General features: G+C 55.8%; 15 protein-coding genes and 5 tRNA genes. 18 read left to right on the plus strand and 2 right to left on the minus strand.

Features of this window, described 5'->3' with window-relative positions; all coding sequences use genetic code 11:
* Positions 1 to 136: 136 nt before the first annotated feature.
* From QP442_RS06520 to QP442_RS06575, 12 genes are all read left to right on the plus strand, one after another.
* Positions 137 to 209: transfer RNA gene (locus QP442_RS06520), tRNA-Gly, on the plus strand.
* 1 nt (position 210) lies between these two features.
* Positions 211 to 282 (plus strand) — tRNA-Val (locus QP442_RS06525).
* A 69-nt stretch (positions 283 to 351) separates the two neighbouring features.
* Positions 352 to 424: transfer RNA gene (locus QP442_RS06530), tRNA-Gly, on the plus strand.
* Positions 425 to 464: 40 nt separating this feature from the next.
* A tRNA-Cys gene (locus tag QP442_RS06535) sits at positions 465 to 535 on the plus strand.
* 1 nt (position 536) lies between these two features.
* Positions 537 to 608, plus strand: a tRNA-Val gene (locus QP442_RS06540).
* A gap of 141 nt (positions 609 to 749) precedes the next feature.
* The gene (locus QP442_RS06545; RefSeq protein WP_006681128.1) at positions 750 to 1,997 is read left to right on the plus strand and encodes a carboxylate--amine ligase; all 1,248 of its coding nucleotides are present in this window, start codon (positions 750 to 752) and stop codon (positions 1,995 to 1,997) included.
* A 43-nt stretch (positions 1,998 to 2,040) separates the two neighbouring features.
* Complete coding sequence (locus QP442_RS06550) at positions 2,041 to 3,078, plus strand: lipid II:glycine glycyltransferase FemX (protein ID WP_006681127.1); 1,038 nt, start codon at positions 2,041 to 2,043, stop codon at positions 3,076 to 3,078.
* Between the two features lie 146 nt (positions 3,079 to 3,224).
* Positions 3,225 to 5,252: a threonine--tRNA ligase gene (gene thrS / locus QP442_RS06555; RefSeq protein ID WP_006681126.1), complete on the plus strand. Its 2,028-nt coding sequence runs from the start codon at positions 3,225 to 3,227 to the stop codon at positions 5,250 to 5,252.
* 5 nt (positions 5,253 to 5,257) lie between these two features.
* Positions 5,258 to 5,818 carry an HIT family protein gene (locus QP442_RS06560; protein ID WP_006681125.1) on the plus strand — a complete coding sequence of 187 codons (561 nt, stop codon included), beginning with the start codon at positions 5,258 to 5,260 and terminating at the stop codon, positions 5,816 to 5,818.
* Positions 5,818 to 6,450 (plus strand): phosphatidylinositol phosphate synthase, encoded by a 633-nt coding sequence (pgsA, locus tag QP442_RS06565; protein ID WP_006681124.1) that lies wholly within the window; start codon positions 5,818 to 5,820, stop codon positions 6,448 to 6,450. The genes QP442_RS06560 and pgsA overlap by 1 nt, the downstream gene beginning before the upstream one ends.
* Before the next feature lie 38 nt (positions 6,451 to 6,488).
* Positions 6,489 to 7,745 carry a PrsW family intramembrane metalloprotease gene (locus QP442_RS06570; RefSeq protein ID WP_006681123.1) on the plus strand — a complete coding sequence of 419 codons (1,257 nt, stop codon included), beginning with the start codon at positions 6,489 to 6,491 and terminating at the stop codon, positions 7,743 to 7,745.
* 3 nt (positions 7,746 to 7,748) lie between these two features.
* On the plus strand, positions 7,749 to 8,306 hold the full coding sequence (locus QP442_RS06575) for an NUDIX hydrolase (protein WP_006681122.1): 558 nt from the start codon (positions 7,749 to 7,751) through the stop codon (positions 8,304 to 8,306).
* A 90-nt stretch (positions 8,307 to 8,396) separates the two neighbouring features.
* Here the strand turns inward: QP442_RS06575 and serB are convergent, their stop codons facing one another.
* Both serB and glgC read right to left on the minus strand, forming a co-directional pair.
* Positions 8,397 to 9,107, minus strand: coding sequence for a phosphoserine phosphatase SerB (gene serB, locus QP442_RS06580; RefSeq protein ID WP_006681121.1), 711 nt, complete (start codon positions 9,105 to 9,107; stop codon positions 8,397 to 8,399).
* Positions 9,104 to 10,342, minus strand: coding sequence for a glucose-1-phosphate adenylyltransferase (gene glgC / locus QP442_RS06585; protein ID WP_006681120.1), 1,239 nt, complete (start codon positions 10,340 to 10,342; stop codon positions 9,104 to 9,106). Before glgC ends, serB begins: the two co-directional genes overlap by 4 nt.
* Positions 10,343 to 10,518: 176 nt before the next feature.
* On the opposite strand from glgC, the gene glgA reads away from it, so the two are divergent.
* From glgA to QP442_RS06615, 6 genes are all read left to right on the plus strand, one after another.
* Positions 10,519 to 11,742, plus strand: coding sequence for a glycogen synthase (gene glgA, locus QP442_RS06590; RefSeq protein WP_006681119.1), 1,224 nt, complete (start codon positions 10,519 to 10,521; stop codon positions 11,740 to 11,742).
* Between the two features lie 42 nt (positions 11,743 to 11,784).
* Positions 11,785 to 12,570: an ABC transporter ATP-binding protein gene (locus QP442_RS06595; RefSeq protein WP_006681118.1), complete on the plus strand. Its 786-nt coding sequence runs from the start codon at positions 11,785 to 11,787 to the stop codon at positions 12,568 to 12,570.
* Between the two features lie 49 nt (positions 12,571 to 12,619).
* Complete coding sequence (locus QP442_RS06600; protein WP_103632570.1) at positions 12,620 to 13,084, plus strand: NfeD family protein; 465 nt, start codon at positions 12,620 to 12,622, stop codon at positions 13,082 to 13,084.
* Positions 13,085 to 13,098: 14 nt separating this feature from the next.
* Positions 13,099 to 13,971, plus strand: a complete 873-nt coding sequence (locus QP442_RS06605) for an SPFH domain-containing protein (protein ID WP_040318606.1) — start codon at positions 13,099 to 13,101, stop codon at positions 13,969 to 13,971.
* 71 nt (positions 13,972 to 14,042) lie between these two features.
* Positions 14,043 to 15,377 (plus strand): glutamine synthetase family protein, encoded by a 1,335-nt coding sequence (locus QP442_RS06610; protein ID WP_103632571.1) that lies wholly within the window; start codon positions 14,043 to 14,045, stop codon positions 15,375 to 15,377.
* A complete protein-coding gene (locus QP442_RS06615; RefSeq protein WP_103632572.1) occupies positions 15,377 to 18,316 on the plus strand; it encodes a bifunctional [glutamine synthetase] adenylyltransferase/[glutamine synthetase]-adenylyl-L-tyrosine phosphorylase in 2,940 nt (979 codons plus the stop codon). Before QP442_RS06610 ends, QP442_RS06615 begins: the two co-directional genes overlap by 1 nt.
* Positions 18,317 to 18,356 lie beyond the last annotated feature (40 nt).

Here is an 18,356-nt window from a genome sequence, read left to right on the forward strand (position 1 = left end):
GAGTAATCTTTTCGCAAAATACTGCGGAAAACAGTGGCTGTGACGCGCGCAACGTTCGTTCGATTTCGCTTTTTGCGTGATTCCCTGTTAGTGTTTTCCCTGTTCGAAATGAACGCGTAAGTGTTCGAAGAGATACGCGGATGTGGCTCAGTTGGTAGAGCATCACCTTGCCAAGGTGAGGGTCGCGGGTTCGAGTCCCGTCATCCGCTCGGGCGATTGGCGCAGCGGGAGCGCGCTTCCCTGACACGGAAGAGGTCACTGGTTCGATCCCAGTATCGCCCACTCATTGTCTCTCAATACTTTTGGGACACGACGGGTAAATCCCAGTTCCAGATCAGTTGGGACAAGTTCGCGGATGTGGCTCAGTTGGTAGAGCATCACCTTGCCAAGGTGAGGGTCGCGGGTTCGAGTCCCGTCATCCGCTCGTTGAGCCCCGGATTCAACCTTTCCGATGGGTCAAGCGTGGTGGGTTGGCCGAGAGGCGAGGCAGCGGCCTGCAAAGCCGTATACACGGGTTCGAATCCCGTACCCACCTCGGGCGATTGGCGCAGGGGTAGCGCGCTTCCTTCACACGGAAGAGGTCACTGGTTCGATCCCAGTATCGCCCACTCAATGATTTCGTCTTTCCTGCGGGAAAGACGTTTTTTGTTACCTCGTGGCAGGTCACCCAGTAATGAGGGTTTCCCTTATATCCTTGAAAGAGCAAAACAGGTAGGCTGATCGGGCGCGCACAAAGGTGGTTTGAATTCATGGTCTCTTCTCGCTCACGAGTGATTCTTCCCGTGATCTTGGGTGGCGATTTTGGTGTTTACGGAATCGGTCGCTCTTTCAACGAGGCCTTTGGATGTCGATGCCTGTGCGTATCAAACGAGCCCACCGTGTCCATCACGGGCTCGAACTTCTTCGACGTTCATCACATCGAAGCAGACGCATCTGACGACGTTCTTCTTCACGAACTTTGTGCAATTGCCAAAGAAAACGCTGATAAAGCATTGATTCTGATGGCAAACCATGACCTGCATTCAACCTTCATTGCTCGCAACTACGACCAGCTCGGCGAATACTACGCGCTCCCGTTCCCATCCCTGGAAACGATTGAGCTTCTTACAGACAAAGTCGCTTTTGCGCAGGCGTGTGAAGACGCTGGCATTGATGCGCCTCGAGGTATCGGCGTCGACATGTCTGACTATTCCGATCAGTGGGTTGCACCTTCGATTCCCTTCGACTTCCCGATTGTTGCCAAGGCTGCCAGAGCAGATGCCTACGATCGTCTGCACTTTGAAGGCAAACGCAAGATTTGGTTCCTCGAAGATGAGGTCGAATTGGCGCAGATGTGGAGAACGCTCGGAGAAGCCGGATTCCGCGATCTTTTTCTTGTCCAGGAACTGATCCCTGGCGACAACACCGCAATGCGTTCCATCACCGCATACGTCGATAGCCACGGCGAGGTGACGTTGATCGGTTCGGCGCGAGTGCTTCTTGAAGATCATGCACCGACCATGATCGGTAATCCGGTTGCCATGATCACCGAAGAATTCCCTGAACTGTGGCAACAAGCTGAACGCCTGCTGACACGTGCCGGATATCGCGGTTTTGCCAACTTTGACGTGAAGATCGATCCACGTGATAACCGCGCCGTATTCTTCGAAGTGAATCCTCGAATTGGACGCAACAATTGGTACATGACCGCAGGTGGAGCCAATCCGATGCTCGTCATGGTAGGCGATTTGATCGATGGGAAGCGCATGGAACACAAGCGCATTTCGCGTGAAATTCTCTATTCGATGGTTCCAGACCGACTGCTGTTGCGATACTTGCGAGATGAACCTTTGAAGAAGCGCGTGAAATCGTTGATCAAGAACCATCGTCGCTTTGATCCGCTGATCAATCCGCACGAGGACAATGCAAAGCGGAACATAATTGTTCGCTTGCAACGTTTGAACCACTTCCGAAAATTTGCTCTCTACTATCCTCGACCGACTGACCGCTCATTCTGAGCCCATGACTACTTGCTGGGTGAACAGAGACGAAAGGCTTTACATGACTTCCACGAGTCTGCGACCGATTAACGCACGCGACATGCAACATGCTGTTTCCGGTGTGGGTGGACTTCCTATCGAACAGTCGCAGCAGTGGGAAGAGTTTTCAGCTGCACAAGGACATCCTCTCTGGGCGGGGGAGCTTGGTCGCCTTGCTTGGTATGAGAACGACAAATGCATCGCTGTCATCGCGCTGTTTGAATACAAGCTTCGCGCGTTGCGCTACTTGTGGGCAAAATCAGGTCCCGTCTGGATTCGCGAGGCCACTCCTGAACGCGAGGAACGCCTGCGCAAGGACCTACTGAAGTTTGTTCGCAGTCGCGATCGCGGAATTGTCTTCATCCGTCTGCATTCGTGGTTTGCTGCCAAGGATCTTGAAGAACCGTTGCAGATCGTGACATATGACCGCACCGTCATCATCGAAACCGGACGCGGGGATCGCGATGCAGTGCTCGAATCATTGACCAATGGTGGCAGGCGCACGCTTCGTCGTTCAACGAAGAAAGCCGATGAGTTCGGCGTTCAGATCCACGAGGAAACCGAGGCTGCATCAGTTGATTTTTCACCGTACTACGAGGTCCTGAAGCAAACAGCGGAGCGTGATGGATTCCGTCCACACCCCATCGGCTATTACCAGTCTCTGTTGCGCATCCTGGGGTCACAGCACGCTCGCGTATTCACTGCTCGTACGCAGGACAACGAGATCCTCTGTTGGGATCTGGTGTTGCTGAACGGGAAGAATGCTCAAGCTGAGTACGGCGCTTCTTCGGATCGCGGTCGCCGCTTGGGAAGTCCTGCGTTCTTGGATGTTGAGGTTGCACTCCTCCTTGGTAGCGAAGGCTTTAAAGGGTTCGATCTTCGAGGCATTCATTCTCCGCGTAATTCAACGCTGTTCCACGTTGGCCGCTACAAGCTTGCTTTCGCGACTTCATACACAGATGTTGCTGGCGCTTGGGATCTGCCCGTGTCGCGCCCGCAGTACATCATGGTGCGTTCGTTGCTGAATGTGAAACGAAAGTTGCGTCGAGTTTCCCGTTAGTCACCTCTTTCGTCTCCGTCAGTTGTACACACGTGCGTCGAGATTTGTCCGTTGGTTGGTTCACTGAGGGGGTCGGGTGCGGTGATGAGGTGACTGGGCGAGTAGACTGTCAGCGGTATATTCATCGTTTGATCAAGGAGACATTCGTGTCCAGCATCGACCTCGTCATCGACCAAGAGAAGCAGACCGTGGAAAGTGGAACCACGGGTACTACTTGGTATGAGCAGCGTCGTGAGGTCGTTGCCCTCATGATTGACGGCACTCCTCGCGACCTGTTCACTGAATTTAAAGAGGGAATGACGGTCGAGGCAATCACTATTGATTCGCCCGCTGGCTTGGACATTCTTCGCCACAGCGCCACTCACGTGCTGGCTCAGGCAGTTCAGGACACCTTCCCGGATGTCAACCTTGGTATTGGTCCGTTCATTACCGATGGCTTCTATTACGACTTCGGCAATATCGATTCGGTCACCCCCGAACTGATGCGTGAACTCGAAAAGAAGATGAAGCGCATCGTGAAGGAAGGCCAGTCGTTCGTCCGTCGCGTCATTTCTGAGGACGAGGCGCGTGTTGAGCTCGCAGACCAGCCGTACAAGCTGGAACTTGTCACCACGAAGGGCTCGGGTGCAGAAGGTGCTTCAGTTGAGGTCGGTGGCCACGAGCTCACCATGTACGACAACGTTCGCAGAGACGGCACCGTTGCATGGAAAGACCTCTGTCGCGGACCGCACCTGCCGAACACCCGCCTGATCGGCAACGGCTTTGCGCTCACCAAGGCATCAGCCGCCTATTGGAAGGGCGACCAGTCCGGAGATCACCTGCAGCGTATCTACGGCACTGCGTGGGCCTCGAAGGACGACCTCGTCGCCTACCAGGAGCGTATCAAGGAAGCCGAACGTCGCGATCACCGTCGCCTGGGCGCAGAACTTGATCTGTTCTCCTTCCCGGAGGAAATTGGCCCCGGCCTTGTCGTCTTCCACCCCAAGGGGGGCATCCTGCGTCACGAGATTGAGAAGTATGTGATCGAACGCCACGAGCAGTTTGGCTTCGATTTCGTTCACACCCCCGAGATCTCTAAGGGCGGTCTGTTCCACACTTCCGGCCACCTGCCGTACTACGCGGACACGATGTTCCCGCCCATGCAGGTTGACGAGGAACGCGACGAAGAAGGCAACATCACAAAGGCTGGCCAGGAGTACTACCTCAAGGCCATGAACTGCCCGATGCACAACCTGATCTTCCGCTCACGCGGTCGTTCCTACCGTGAACTTCCCGCACGATTCTTCGAGATGGGCCACGATTACCGCTACGAGAAGAGCGGTGTTGTCCACGGCCTGACCCGTATGCGTGGCTTCACTCAGGATGACTCGCACACGTACTGCACGCCCGAGCAGGCAGGCGAAGAAATTCGCTCGCAGATCAATTTCTTCCTGTCCATCTTGGAAGCATTTGGCCTGAATGACTTCTATCTTGAACTGTCGACGCGCGACGAAGACGGCAAGAAGAAGGACAAGTTCATCGGTTCCGATGAAGACTGGGCGAACGCCACGAAGGCTCTTGAAGACGCCTGCTCGGCAACCGGTCTGCAACTGGTTCCAGATCCGGGTGGCGCAGCATTCTACGGTCCGAAGGTTTCCGTGCAGGTCAAGGATGCTATCGGCCGTACGTGGCAGATGTCGACCATTCAGTACGACTTCAACCAGCCTGAGCGTTTCGACCTCGAATACACGGCTGCTGATGGCTCACGCCAGCGCCCGGTCATGATTCACTCGGCGAAGCTTGGCTCCGTCGAACGCTTCATCGGTGTTCTGACCGAGCACTACGCGGGTGCATTCCCAGCATGGCTTGCTCCAGTCCAGGTGAAGATTATCCCGGTTGCCGAGGCGTTTGCTGACTATGTCGACCAGGTCGCCGCCAAGCTCAAGGCCGAAGGCATCCGCGTAGAGGTTGACCACTCCGACGATCGTTTCGGTAAGAAGATCCGAAACGCATCGAAGGAAAAGGTTCCCTTCACCCTGATTGCTGGTGGCGAAGATGTTGAAGCCGGTGCGGTGTCCTTCCGTTTCCGTGACGGCTCGCAGGACAACGGCGTGGCCATCGACGATGCTGTTGCCCGCATCGTGAACCATGTCCGTAGGCGCAACAACTCGGACCTTTTTGTCGAGCAGGACTGAACACCATGAGTGACGTTGAGCCACTGGTTGAAGATTCCCGTGAAATAGCGGGCGCTCCGGATGCCTTCAAACGTTTTTGGACGCCGTACCGCATGGCGTATATCAATGGCGAAGGCAAACCATCAGACTCAACGGATCACACCTGCCCGTTCTGCGCAGCTCCATCGAAGAGCGATGAGGACGCCTTGATCGTCTATCGCGGTCGCCGTGCGTTCGTGCTGATGAACCTGTTCCCTTACAATTCTGGGCACCTTCTGGTCTGTCCGTACCGTCACGTCGCTGACTACACGGATTTAACCGATGAAGAGCGCATTGAAGTGGGGGAGCTGACGGCTACCTCTATGCGAGTTCTTCGCGCTACTAGTGGGCCGCAGGGCTTTAACCTGGGGATGAATCAGGGTGATGTCGCCGGAGCGGGAATTGCTGCTCACCTGCATCAACACATCGTTCCGCGCTGGCTTGGGGATGCTAACTTCCTGCCGATTATTGCTCAGACGAAAGCTGTTCCCCAGCTTTTATCAGATGCGCGCCACATGCTCGCTGACGCCTGGCCGAAGGAATCCTGATGCTTGGAAATCACGGTCGTTCAATGACGAAGACGATCTTTACACCGCTTGCACGCCTCCTCGCCAAACTTGGGGTCAGTGCGAATGCGGTGACGATCATCGGAACAATTGCCAGCGTTGGTGTCGCGTGCGCGACTATTCCATTCGGCTACGTCTGGCAAGGCGGCATTGCGCTGGGCCTCGTTCTTTTCGCAGACTCAGTTGACGGCACACTGGCACGTATGACGACAGGTGGGTCGCGCTTCGGCGCCTTCCTTGACTCAACGCTGGACCGTATTTCCGACGGCGCAGTATTCGCATCAGTGTGCGCGTGGTTGATCTTCGGATGGGAGCCTTCAACCGCACGCACGGTTGGACTGGTTGGAGGACTCATCGCCATCGTCGGTACCGGAGCCGTTCCCTACGCTCGAGCACGCGCCGAATCCATCGGAGTTCTGGCCAAAGTTGGTATCGCGGAACGAACCGATCGGTTGATCGTTGTCCTCGTCGGGGCGGCTTTGACCGACTGGGGATGTGGACAGTGGTGGGCCGTCGCAGGCCTCATCTGGGTCGCCTTCGCCTCTCTATTCACCGTCGGCCAGCGAATCGCATTTACTGCTGGTGCACTGAAGAAGATCGACGGCCATATCTGAGAAGCCCCGCGTCTACGCAGGCAATTAACGGAGAATCAGTGACATACGAAAGTGCATCATCCGGTCCTGGAGAACAGTTCCGACTTTCGCGTATTCGCCCCGACGTGCCCAGAGCAAACATGGTTTCTCCGACGACGCATTATTCAGCGCCAATGTGGGATGTACCCCAGCCTCGACATTTTCGCCTTCCGCGCTTCGAAACGTCAATCATTGCTGTCTCAGCGATCTGTATCGCGCTGAGCATTTACGGATACATTTCGCTGAGCGACGTATCAACCACCGCCTACTTAGCATTCCTTGCGTCCTTCCCTCTGATCGTTGTTCTGGGGTTCTTCATTCACTTGGATCGTCATGAGCCAGAACCCTTGTGGACAAAAATCGTTGCTTTCGTCTGGGGTGCGGGCGTCGCCATTGTCGGGGCATCCATGCTGAACTCTGCACTGCTCCTCAACGCCACGCTGGTACTTGGCGACGAAATGGAAGCAATGCGGTGGACAGCCGTATATGTTGCCCCTCCGGTCGAAGAAACACTCAAAGCACTCGGTGTTCTGTTCATCATCCTCGCCCGTAGAAGCACCATTCATTCCCTGATCGATGGTATTGTCTATGCCGGCTTTTCCGGCGCAGGCTTCGCTTTTATCGAGAACATTCAATACTTCCTGCAGGCAAGTCAAGAAGGATCAGCGGCCCTGACCGTCACTGTCATCCTTCGTGGGGTTTTCAGCCCATTCCTGCACCCGATGGCCACATCATTCACCGGCCTTGCTCTCGCTTTTGCGCTGATTCGCCTACGCTCCTGGCTACCCCGTACCATCGTCAGCCTTCTGGGATTAAGCATCGCAATGTACGTTCACGGATTGTGGAATTATGCGGGAACCTCAGAAGCTACCAGTTTTATTACCAACTATCTCTTTGTCGAGATTCCACTGTTCGTCGGCTGGATGATTGTGCTGACCTGGATTTCACGACGCGAATTGAAGACCGTTCGTGAAGGGCTCATTCCCTACGTCCAAGCCGGATGGGTCCTTCCCGCCGAGGTGGTCATGGTCAGTGAGAAAGCCGGTCGCAGAACTGCGATGAACTGGGTGAAGCCTGCGGGCAAGGACGCGCAAAAAGCAATGAGACGATTCCTTTCTCATCTTGCCGCCCTGGGGCTTGATCAAAAGCTCCAAGAACGTTTGGGTGCGGATGATTCTCGCATCGAACTCGACCGACAGTTGGTTGCTCAGGTCAGTCAAGATCGTCAGTTCTTCCTCAATGCGATGACACAGACGACATTGAATAACGCGAGGTAATCCATGTCTGGTCTTGATGAAAACGAATGGCCGGTGGATGCAGACGGCTACCCGCACCGACAAGCGGCTCGCGTGATCCTTTTTGATGAGAATGGCAGATTGCTCCTTGCCAAAGGACACGATCGTGATCAGCCGGAACGCCAGTGGTGGTTCACCATCGGTGGCGGAATCATGGAGGGGGAGAATCCCGCAGAAGCAGCCTGTCGAGAGCTCTTTGAAGAAACGGGGATTGTCTTAGAACCCGATGCTCTTGTTGGCCCCGTGATCTATCGTGAAGCAACCTTCGACTTTTTATCCATTACCGCCAAACAGGACGAGTGGTTCTTCATCGCTCACACTCAACGTGTCACGCTGAACAATGATGGGTGGACCGACCTAGAACGCGACGTGATCGACGAACAGCGCTGGTGGGATCTCGATGAGCTTGCTCAACGGGCGCTAAACGGCGAGGTCTACCCCCTCAACCTTGCGAATCTTGCCCAATCATGGGTGAACGGTTGGGACGGTCAGCTTCACCGTATTCGTGAATCAAGCGCCTGCCAAGGAAGCGCTGAAGAGTGAACGTATCGGATCGGATGACCATTTCCGATCCGATACGCCTTTAATCAAAAAGCTCCGACAATTGAGAATTTGTTGGTACTCAGTGTGCGCCTAGGTGCGAGGAACCCCAGATAGTCCCAATGGCTCAATCAAGAGATCCAGTTGTGCAACGTTCAGCGAATACTTCACTTGCTCACGAACTGTGGGCTTCGCGCAGAAAGCAATTCCCAAGCCTGCCCGTTGGAGCATTGGAATATCGTTTGCTCCATCTCCGATGGCGACTGTCTGGTTAACATCCAGTCCGTGCAATAGACGCCACCCTTCCAACGCCTGCACCTTGGCGTCCGCGGTCACGATTGCCCCCAGGACCTTACCCGTCAAGAAGCCGTTGGTGACCTCAAGTCGGTTAGCCAAGTAATGATCGATGTTCAGCTGGTGACAAAGAGGAGCAACAACTTCCTCGAAGCCACCTGAGACCACACCGAAAAAACCACCGTGGGCATGAACCGCATCAATCAGATCGCACACACCGGGGGTGGGAGTGATCGAATGAAGAACCTCATCGAACACCGTAGCGGGAACGCCCGCCAAGGTGGAGACACGGAGGCGCAAAGATTCGGCGAAGTCTATCTCGCCGTTCATTGCCCGCGCGGTGATGTCAGCAACCTGCCCGCGCGTCCCAGCGAAATGCGCCAACTCTTCGATGACTTCTTGGGCGATCAAAGTCGAATCAACATCAGTGACGATCAGGCGAGGCGGGGGTGAAAATGCGTCTCTCCCGAACGCCGAAGCATCCGGGAGAGAACGGGGTGTATTACTCAACGGGTAACAACCGTTCCTTTGGGGACAACGGTGATACCGGAATCCGTAACGGTGAAGCCACGTTCCCGGTCGCGCGTGAGGTCAAGACCAATGACAGCGCCTTCTTCAAGAACAACGTTCTTGTCGAGGATTGCCTTGGATACCACTGCGTGGCGACCAATACGGCACCCATCCATGACAACCGAGTCAGTGACTTGAGCCCAGGAGTGTATGTAGCAACCGGGGGAGATAACCGAGTGGTAGACCTCGCCACCGGAAATGATGACCCCGGGGGAGACGAAGGAATCAACAGCGTGACCCATTCGCGAGTGCTCTTCACCGTACACGAACTTAGCCGGTGGCAAGGAACCGTCGATCATCGTCATCGTCGGCCACTTGCGGTTGTACAGGTTGAACACGGGGTGGACTGAAATCAGGTCCATGTTGGCATCGTAGTAGGCATCGAGGGTACCAACGTCGCGCCAGTAGTTACGGTCGCGGTCGGTCGAACCCGGGACGTCGTTGTCTTGGAAGTCGTATACACCGCACTCGCCACGCTCGACGAACCACGGGATGATGTTGCCACCCATATCGTGCTTGGACTCGGGGTTGTGTGCGTCCTCGCGGAGAGCCTTGATCAGGTCCTTCGTGGTGAACACGTAGTTGCCCATGGAAGCGAGCACCTTGGTGGGATCGTCGGCAAGGCCGGCAGCGTTCTTCGGCTTTTCGAGGAACTGGTTGATCTTGCCGTCTGCCGAGTCGATCACGCCGAGAGCGGAAGCAAGTTCGATCGGCTGACGGATGCCTGCGACCGTGGCCGGGAGTCCAGAATCGATGTGGTGCTGCACCATCTGAGAGAAGTCCATACGGTAGATGTTGTCGGCACCAATGATGACGATGTAGTCGGGTTGCTCATCATCGACGATGTTCAGGGACTGGTAGATAGCGTCAGCGCTACCCAAGTACCAGTGAGGCCCGCGACGTTGCTGAGCCGGAACAGGGGCGATGAAGTTACCGAGAAGGGGAGATGTGTACCAGGTCTTGGTGACGTGGCGGTCAAGCGAGTGGGACTTGTACTGGGTCAACACGATGATCTTCAGATAACCGGAGTTCACGATGTTGGACAGAGCAAAGTCGATCAAACGATAGTGTCCGCCGAAGGGAACAGCGGGCTTAGCGCGGTCGTCGGTCAGCGGCATCAGTCGCTTCCCCTCACCACCTGCAAGAACAATTGCGAGAACATGATTTTTGGCCATGGGCTAAGCCTATGAGAGTCAGTGTGATCCTGCACGCATATTCCACTGTGTGGCGCCCATCACATATGGTCATTGAATGCGCAACTGTGTGCACGCATGCGGGGATTCGTCGGTGAGTGCTCTGTGCCCGCGATAGGCTAGCTCAAGAAGTTTGTGCCTTCCCTGAAAGGACCATCATGCGCGTTGACCTGCTGACCCGCGAGTATCCGCCCTTTGTTTATGGAGGTGCAGGTGTTCACGTTACTGAACTTGCTAAAGTTCTGCGTCCCCGCCTCGACGAGGTTCGAGTTCACGCGTTTGACGGGCCTCGTGAACCCGGAACCGAAGGAGCCGAAACTGGAGTCGTCGGCCACGCTGACCTAGTGGAACTGGCAGGAGCGAACGCGGCACTGAAGACACTCGGGGTAGATCTTTCCATCGCGGCCCAGACCGAAGGCGCAGACTTGGTTCACTCGCACACCTGGTACGCAAACTTTGCCGGCCATCTTTCGGCTCTGCTTCACGACATTCCGCACGTCATTTCAGCACACTCTCTGGAGCCCTTGCGCCCCTGGAAAGCCGAGCAGCTGGGTGGTGGCTACCGCATTTCTTCCTACATCGAGAAGACGTCGTACGAGGCCGCGGCCGGCATTGTTGCAGTTTCGAACGGTATGAAGGCCGACATTGTGCGCTCCTACCCGAACGTTGATGACGCGAAGGTTCACGTCATTCACAACGGCATTGATCTGGCGAAGTGGCGTGCTCCGTCTACCGACGCTGAACGCGAGAACCAAGAACGCGTTCTGAAGACGTATTCGATTGATCCGACCAAGCGAACCGTTGTGTTCGTTGGACGCATTACGCGTCAAAAGGGTCTGCCCCATTTCCTGCGCGCAGCGAACCTGCTTCCCGATGACGTTCAGATTGTTTTGTGTGCGGGTGCTCCCGATACTCCGCAGATTGCAGCCGAAGTCGACGCGCTTGTGAAGGACCTGCAGGCGAAGCGTCAGGGCGTCATCCTCATCTCTGAGATGCTCCCGCAGCCCGACATTGCAGCAATTCTGGATGCGTCGACCGTGTTCATCACCCCGTCGGTCTACGAGCCACTCGGTATCGTGAACCTCGAAGCGATGGCGCTGGGCCTGCCCGTTGTTGGTACGGCAACTGGCGGTATTCCCGATGTCATCGTCGACGGCGAGACCGGCTATCTGGTTCCGATCGAACAAATGAATGACGGCACCGGCACTCCTCTGAAGCCCGATACCTTCGTTCATGATATGGCCGAGCGCCTGATCGCAGTCCTCGATAACCCTCAGGGCGCCAAGACGATGGGAGTGGCAGGCCTGACGCGTGCTCGCGACCACTTCTCTTGGGATGCCATCGGCCAGAAGACCGCGGATCTGTATCGCACACTGGTGTGAGTCAGCCGATCATATTTCGGTGACAAAGGTAGGCTTATAGGTATGACTTATGTCCTTGAATGTGTGGATGCAACTGTAAGCAAACGTGGAACTGCGATTCTTGATTCGGTGTCTTTTAGCACCGAGCAAGGCCAGCATTGGGTGATTCTTGGCCCGAATGGCGCGGGTAAGACAACTCTTATCCGAGCGCTAGCCGGTCGTGAAGCATTGGCGCAGGGCACCGTGAAACTTGATGGCGAAGACATTTTTGCTCTCGACCGTCAAGAACTTGCTTCCCGCGTTGCACTTGTTTCGAAGTCGCTTGCCCCCTCCATTCGTGCACACCAAACTGTTCGCGACCTTGTTCGCACGGCAGCGTGGGGTATCGCAATTCATCGCGACGAAGAATACGAAGCTCAAGATGATGCGCGTTGCGACAATCTGCTTGTTGCTTTCGGTATTGATCATTTGGCGGATCGTCAGTTTGGAACTCTCTCTGAGGGCGAAGCGCAACGTGTGTTGCTTGCTCGAAGCCTGATGACAGACCCGGAGGTCCTGATTCTTGATGAGCCCACCGCTGGCTTGGATCTTGGCGCCCGCGAACTATTGATCGGAGCTCTTGAAGAGATCATTTCCGGTCCGCATGCTCCGCAGGTCATTTTGGTTACACACCAGGTGGAAGAAATTCCCAGCGGAATGACGCACGCGGTCTTGATGGACGGAGCAAAGGTCGTCCAGTCGGGTGTCATTGATTCCGTCATCACCGGAGTGAATCTGTCAGCGACGTATTGTCTGCCTCTGAGCGCCGGTAACGACAACGGACGCTGGTGGGCTCGCGCCGTCAGGTAAGTCTCTTCATAGGTATCACCGTGGACACGTCGGACAAAGGGGAGTGTGTATGACGCACGCTTTGTGGTGGGTGATTGTTGCCATCGTTCTTGGACTGATTGAGATGGCAACGGTTGACCTTGTGTTCCTCATGCTTGCCATCGGTGGTTTAGCAGCGGCGTTAACCTCTCTTGTTGTCCCTGGGCTCTGGCCCGAAGTCGGCGTTTTTGTGGTCTGCTCGCTGGTCTTTCTTTGTGCGCTTCGTCCGTGGCTGAAAATGCGTATGCTCTGGTCGCAAACGAACGTGAAAACCAATGTGCACGCCTTGATTGGGCGACAGGTCGATGTGATTGAAACCGTGAACGCCAGCAGTGGTCGCGTGAAACTTGATGGCGAAGTCTGGTCTGCCCGCACAATCGACGAGAAGCCCCTTCTTGTGGGCGAGCATGCGTATGTGTGCGAGATCGACGGTGCTACGGCGGTTGTTACGTCCGTCGAGAACCGTAGTAAATCATTCGAAGAACAGAAAGGGTGAGTGCCGCCGTGGACATGAGTATTGGTCCCTTCGTTGCTGGGCTCCTGTTGATCCTTGTTGTGGTCATCCTTGCCAAGAGCGTCCAGATTGTTCCCCAGCCTCGCGCGTTGGTGATCGAGCGCCTCGGTCGTTTTCACACGGTGATGTACGGTGGTTTGCATGTGCTGATTCCGTTCTTTGACCGTATTGCGGCGCGCGTTGACTTGCGTGAACAGGTCACCAGCTTCCCTCCACAGCCGGTGATTACCGCCGATAACGTCGTGGTTTCCATCGACTCGGTGATTTACTACCAGGTCACGGATCCAATGCACGCGACCTACGAGATTGCGAACTTCATTCAGGCAATCGAACAGCTGACGGTGACGACGCTCCGTAATGTCATTGGCTCGCTCGACCTCGAGCAGACGCTGACGAGTCGCGACTCGATCAACACTCAGCTTCGTGGTGTTCTTGATGAAGCAACGGGACGCTGGGGTATCCGCGTGAATCGCGTTGAGTTGAAGGCAATTGATCCGCCACCGTCGATTCAGCAGGCCATGGAACAGCAGTTGCGAGCCGAACGTGATAAGCGTGCAGCGATTCTGACTGCTGAAGGTGTCCGTCAGTCGCAGATCCTTCAGGCTGAGGGTGAAAAGCAGTCCGCCATCTTGAAGGCTGAAGGACAAGCTCAGGCGGCTGTCACTCGCGCCCGCGGTCAAGCAGAGGCTATCGGTACCGTCTTCCAGTCGATCCACGAGGGCAATCCAACGCCTGATCTGCTGAGCTACCAGTACTTGCAGATGCTTCCGGAACTTGCCAAGGGGGATTCGTCGAAGGTGTGGGTTGTTCCCACCGAACTGACGGCTGCTCTGGATTCCATTGCGAAGGGTTTTAACCCGAACAAGTAAAACTGTCCGGTGTGGACGACGTGTTCTTGACCATCCCCCTCACCATCGCCCCCGATTGAAAGAAGAGACTCGTGGACTCCATCCAGGAAAAGGTTCTGCGCGAGGTTGCTGCCCGCGACATTCGCTTTATTCGCCTGTGGTTTACAGATGTCGCTGGTGTCTTGAAGTCTGTAGCAATTGACCCGGGCGAGTTGGAAGATGCCTTCGCTGAAGGTATCGGTTTCGACGGTTCTGTGATTGAAGGCATGACCCGCGTGCACGAGTCCGACATGTTGTTGCGTCCGGATGCTTCGACATTCCAGATGTTGCCGTGGCGAGGGGAAGAAGATCCCGTTGCTCGAATGTTCTGCGACGTGTTGACCCCCGATGGTCAGGCTGCACGTAGTGACCCTCGCGGCGTGTTGGAACGCGTTGTTGAACGAGCCCAAGAGCGCGGCTTCACTGTGATGGTTCACCCTGAGATTGAGTTCTATCTGCTCCAACAGCCGATCAGTGTCGACAACTTGAAGCCTGTTGATTCTGCGGGGTATTTCGATCATGTTGCGCGTGGGCATTCGAATGATTTCCGTCGTCGCGCGGTTCGTATGCTCGAAGATATGGGCATTGCGGTCGAGTTCTCTCACCACGAAGGTGGCCCCGGTCAAAACGAAATCGACCTGCGTGCAGTCGATGCGGTGAGTGCTGCCGACAACATCATGACCGCTCGAACCGTCATCGAAGAGGTCGCGTTGCGCGAGAACCTTGCCGCACTGTTTATGCCCAAGCCCTTTATTGACCATCCGGGTTCGGGTATGCATACGCACCTTTCACTGCTCGAAGGTGAAGAAAATGCCTTCTACGATCCGTCAGGTGACTATCAGCTGTCACGCACGGGGCGCCACTTCATTGCGGGGCTCTTGGAACATGCTCGCGAGATCGCTGCTGTCACCAATCAGCACGTGAACTCCTATAAGCGCCTCTGGGGTGGGGGCGAGGCTCCGTCTTACGTGTGCTGGGGTCATAACAATCGCTCCGCGTTGATTCGAGTCCCGCTGTACAAGCCTGAAAAGCGTACGGCAGCACGCATTGAGTACCGTGCCTTGGATCCGGCTGCGAACCCGTATCTTGCACTCGCCGTTCTGATCACTGCAGGTCTTGACGGCATTGAACGTCGCCTCGAACTTGTCCCCGAAGCTGAGGACAATGTTTGGGATCTGACGGATCGCGAACGTCAGGTGATGGGGATCGAGGCTCTGCCGACGTCATTGGCTTCCGCGGTTCGTTTGATGCGCGAATCTGACTTGGTTGCCGGTGCTCTTGGTGAAGAGGTCTTCGACTACGTTGTGCGCAACAAGGAAAAGGAATGGCGTGAGTACCGCCAGCAGGTGACGCCTCAGGAGATTCGCCAGTTCCTCAAGGTCTACTGATGGAGGTTGTCCCGAAGGACCTCCGCGGTAGCGGTTTCTTGGATCCGGTGCGAGCAGCGTCATTTTTGGCTGACCTACCCGGCGAGCTAGGCGAGTGGCTACCGCTGTTCAACGCCTGCGCCGATCCAGATTCCGCGCTGGTAACCTGCCTGCGTTTTCACGAGGCCGCCCCTACTCAATTAGCCACAATCGCTGAACGCGGGGGCAATGGGCTTCGGCGCTTGGTCGCGGTTTTTGGTGCATCTTCCTGGTGGGGCGACTACCTGATTGCTGACCCTTCACGTATTGATGGCTTGCTTGTTGAACCCGATGAACCGTTGACGGAGCTCCTTCACGCAGTGGGGGCTGATCCAGCGTCGCAGATGCCCGTTGCGGGTCCCGGCTACAACGGCGACGATGTGCGTCGTGCGTATCGCAGAGTTTTGTTGGACCTCGTTGCTGACGATGCTACGCACCCGAACCCGCCCGATTATATGCCGGAAGTCGGTGTGCGCCTTGCGGTGCTTGCTGACGCTGCACTCGAAGCTGCCCTCGCACTGGCACGACGAGATATTGATCCGCAGGGTAATGCTCGTCTTTCGATTATTGCGATGGGAAAAACAGGCGCTCAAGAACTTAACTACATTTCCGACGTTGACGTGATGTACGTTGTTGCCCCGGCTGAGGGTGTTGATGAGCGTAGTGCCATCGAACTGGGTACGCGCATGGCAGCGCTTTCGGCTCAGGTATGTTCGGGGCCGGGTAATGAACAGCCACTCTGGAGCGTGGATGCGAATCTGCGTCCCGAAGGGCGTCATGGCGCGCTTGTGCGAACACTTGACTCGTTCACACAGTATTGGGATAAGTGGGCTGAAACGTGGGAGTTCCAGGCTCTTCTTAAAGCTCGCCCGGCAGCTGGCGATATGGAGCTTGGTCAGGCCTTTTTCCGTGTTGCTTCTCCGTACATTTGGAATGCTACGGGGCGTGATGGCTTTGTTGAAAATGCTCGAGCAATGCGACGTCGCGTTGAAAACACGATTCCCCGTCGTGAAGCTGACCGTGAACTGAAGCTCGGGCGAGGTGGCCTGCGTGATGTCGAGTTCACCGTGCAGCTGTTGCAACTGGTCCACGGTCGTACCGATGATTCGCTTCACGCCAGATCAACGTTGGATGCGCTGTCTCGCCTTAGCGACGGTGGTTATGTGGCGCGTAGCGATGCTCAAGAATTGCGTGAATGCTACTGCTTCCTGCGTGCTGTTGAACACCGTATTCAGCTTCAACGCATGCGTCGCACCCACCTGATCCCTACGTCAGCGAACGAACTTCGAGCGGTGGGCAGGGGAGTTGATCTTGAGCATTGTGGTAGTTCCGAGGCTCTGGCGAAGGAACTGAAACGCATTCGAGATCGTGTTCGAATGCTCCATGAGGACGTGTTCTATCGTCCGATTGTTCAGGCAACTGCGGGCCTTAGCCCAGATGAAGCTACGTTGGACTCCGATGGTGCTCAGGCTCGTCTTCAAGCCATCGGCTATCGCGATCCCCGAGGAGCTCTTGCCCACATCACGGCCCTCTCGCAGGGCACAAGCAGGCGTGCGAAGATCCAGCGTCATCTTCTGCCCGTTTTTATTTCGTGGCTTTCCAACGGTGCAGATCCAGACCTTGGCTTGCTGAACTTTAGAGCTCTATCGGAGCAAATCGGTGATTCTCACTGGTATTTGGCTCTCCTGCGTGATTCCGGAGTTGCCGCATCCAGGCTCTGCGAGATGCTGCCGAACTCGAAGTGGATCGCTGAGGCTCTGTCACATCGCCCCGAAGCAGTCGCCTGGCTGGATCTTGATAAAGACCTCGCCCCTCGTGAAGCTGAGGTTTTGAAAGTCGAGGCGGCCTCGTTGATTGACCGCCACGCAGATTCGAATAAGGCCGCATATCGCGTGCGAGCCATGCGTTCGCGTGAACTTACTCGTGCTGCGATGAGCGATTTGGTGACTGGAATCGGAGCCAGGCGGCAGACAATCTCCGATGCTACGGACGCAGCAGTTGTCGGCGCATTAGCGATTGCAACACGCGAAGAAGAACTCAAGAACGGTCACCGCGTCGACGTTGGGTTCGTGGCGATGGGACGTTACGGTGGGCGTGAATCAAACTATGCCTCCGACGCTGATGTCATGGCTTTTCATCGCGCGACCAATGGCGTGAGCGAGAGCGACGCTGTGAACGCTGCAACGACAATCATCAACCGCGTGAAAGCATTGCTGGGGACGGTCACAGCGCAGATGAGTGTCAGCGTTGACCTAGACCTACGTCCAGAAGGACGCAACGGACCGATGTCCAGAACCGTCGAATCGTACGCGGAGTATTACGACAAGTGGGCATCGACCTGGGAACGCCAAGCGCTCCTTCGGGCGCGCGTATTCGCCGGCCCCGATGATCTGATGCGTTCGATGGGGGAGTTAATCGACCGCGTGCGCTATGGCAGCGCGATTGACGAGGCCCAGATCAGAGACATTCGTCTGCTCAAAGCAAGAATGGAAAGCGAACGCCTGCCTCGTGGCATCGAACCCACGCGTCACGTGAAATTGGGGCCGGGTGGCCTGTCAGACGTCGAATGGATTGTTCAGCTTCTTCAGCTGAAACATGCTCATGCCGATGACTCTTTACGCACCTCGTCAACGATTGATGCTCTGCGCGCATTAACTCGTTCGGGATGGATTGCTCCTCATGATGCGAAGACGTTGGAAAATGCGTGGAGCCTCGCATCACAAATCCGGGCGGCGAACGTGCTGACAACCGGGCGAATGTCGGGAGTTAAACTCGATACCGTTCCCAGAGACTCGAAGGACCTTATCCCGCTGGCACGCGTTCTTGGATATGGTGCGGCAAGCGAGTGTGAGCTGGAAGAAGAATGGCTTCGTCGATCGCGCAAAGCACGCGCATTGATGGATACCTACTTCTGGAACTGAATACTGCCTTGCACACCAAGGCACGAAGAAGAAACGGAAA

Origin of the sequence: Pauljensenia sp. UMB1177 (genome assembly GCF_030217965.1) — a bacterium.
GTDB classification, from domain to species: Bacteria; Actinomycetota; Actinomycetes; order Actinomycetales; family Actinomycetaceae; genus Pauljensenia; species Pauljensenia turicensis_A.